Origin of the sequence: Pseudoalteromonas sp. APC 3691 (genome assembly GCF_030408135.1) — a bacterium.
Taxonomy (GTDB): domain Bacteria; phylum Pseudomonadota; class Gammaproteobacteria; order Enterobacterales; family Alteromonadaceae; genus Pseudoalteromonas.
Map to the genome: position 1 here is coordinate 1 of NZ_JASDCB010000139.1, position 1,550 is coordinate 1,550.

The following is a 1,550-nucleotide window of genomic DNA, read 5'->3' on the forward strand; positions in this document are numbered from 1 at the left end:
CAGGATGGCTTGCTCAATCGGCGTTTAGAAAATAAGCCGAAGGGATAGAAGAATACAGGAGCCGTATACGAGGCCCGTACGTACGGTTCTGTGAGAGGGATGAGGCAAAAGCCTCACCCTACTCGATTTGTGCCTATTTTATATTGTCAGGTTCTATTCACAGGCTATGTACTATGCTGTTGATGATTTAAATTTTTAACCACTATGGAGTTATTATGAAGACAGTAGGATATGCAGCAAAAAGCCAAGGTTCTGAATTGACGGAATTTTCTTTTGAGCGCCGCGATTTACGAAATAACGATGTAGAAATTGAAATTTTATACTGTGGTGTGTGCCATTCAGATTTACACGCCGTACGAAATGATTGGGGTGGCAGTGACTACCCATTGGTACCTGGGCACGAAATTGTTGGTAAAGTTATGTCGGTAGGTAGCGACGTTAAAAAATATAAGCAAGGCGACACGGTTGCTGTTGGTTGTATGGTTGATTCGTGCCAAAGTTGCGATCAATGTGATAACGACGAAGAACAATTTTGCCGCGAAGGCATGGTTGGTACTTACGCAGGCAAAGACCGCGTTAGTGGTGAAATGACCCAAGGTGGGTATTCTAAACATGTTGTTGTACGCGAAGAATTTGTACTTTCTGTACCAGAAAATTTAGACCTTTCACGCGTTGCACCGCTACTTTGTGCAGGTATTACTACGTATTCGCCACTTCATAAGTGGGGCGTAAAAAAAGGTAGCCGTGTTGGTGTTGTTGGTCTAGGTGGGCTTGGTCACATGGCCGTTAAAAATGCAGTTGCAATGGGCGCAAGCGTTACGGTAATTGGCCGTAGTGAGTCTAAAAAAGATGATGCGGTTAAATTAGGCGCTCAGCACTATTTAGTGTCATCTAATGATGACGAAATGAAAGACTCGCAATCTGCCTTTGACGTCATTATAGATACAGTCCCTGTAAAACATGATTTATCTATTTACACACCGCTACTTGATGTAGATGGTACATTAGTTATTGTTGGCCAAGTTGGTCCAGTGGATGAGCTAAGCACGGTGCCATTATTAATGGGTCGCCGTCGTATTGCAGGCTCACTTATTGGTGGTATTGCACAGACGCAACAAATGCTCGACTTTTGTGGTGAAAATAACGTGCTACCTGAGTGCGAAATGATCAACATTGACGAAATTAACACGGCATACGAGCGTATGGAAAAATCTGACGTACGATACCGCTTTGTTATTGATATGGCATCGTTAAACGCTTAATTTACTAGGTAAATTAAAAATAAAAGAGCCGCTAATTAGCTAACACCGATCAGTTAAGGTATTTTTGATCGGTTGACCGATCTTTTGGTTGCTTCACAATATCCTTATCATCTTTTGATTATGAGGGTATTTTTATGCTTAGTCATTGGTTACTTGATACAGATATATTCGCCACTCCTGACTCTTTATCTACATTTCAGAAACATATCCCTCTTGAGTGGATTTCTAATGTGCTCGAGCAGACCGATAAAGCAAGTATTCGCAAACGTAAGTTACCTGCTGAGCTTG

2 protein-coding genes are annotated in these 1,550 nt (G+C 41.9%); both read left to right on the forward strand.

Annotated features, from left to right (window positions below; all coding sequences use genetic code 11):
- Positions 1–215 precede the first annotated feature (215 nt).
- The gene (locus QL998_RS20590) at positions 216–1,262 is read left to right on the forward strand and encodes an NAD(P)-dependent alcohol dehydrogenase (RefSeq protein WP_002958143.1); all 1,047 of its coding nucleotides are present in this window, start codon (positions 216–218) and stop codon (positions 1,260–1,262) included.
- 134 nt (positions 1,263–1,396) lie between these two features.
- The coding region (locus QL998_RS20595; RefSeq protein ID WP_182198119.1) for a transposase domain-containing protein at positions 1,397–1,550 on the forward strand (154 nt) is incomplete at its 3' end.

Coding starts and splice junctions, on each gene's coding strand:
- QL998_RS20590 (WP_002958143.1), top strand. CDS start 216: ATGAAGACAGTAGGATATGCAGCAAAAAGCCAAGGTTCTGAATTGACG.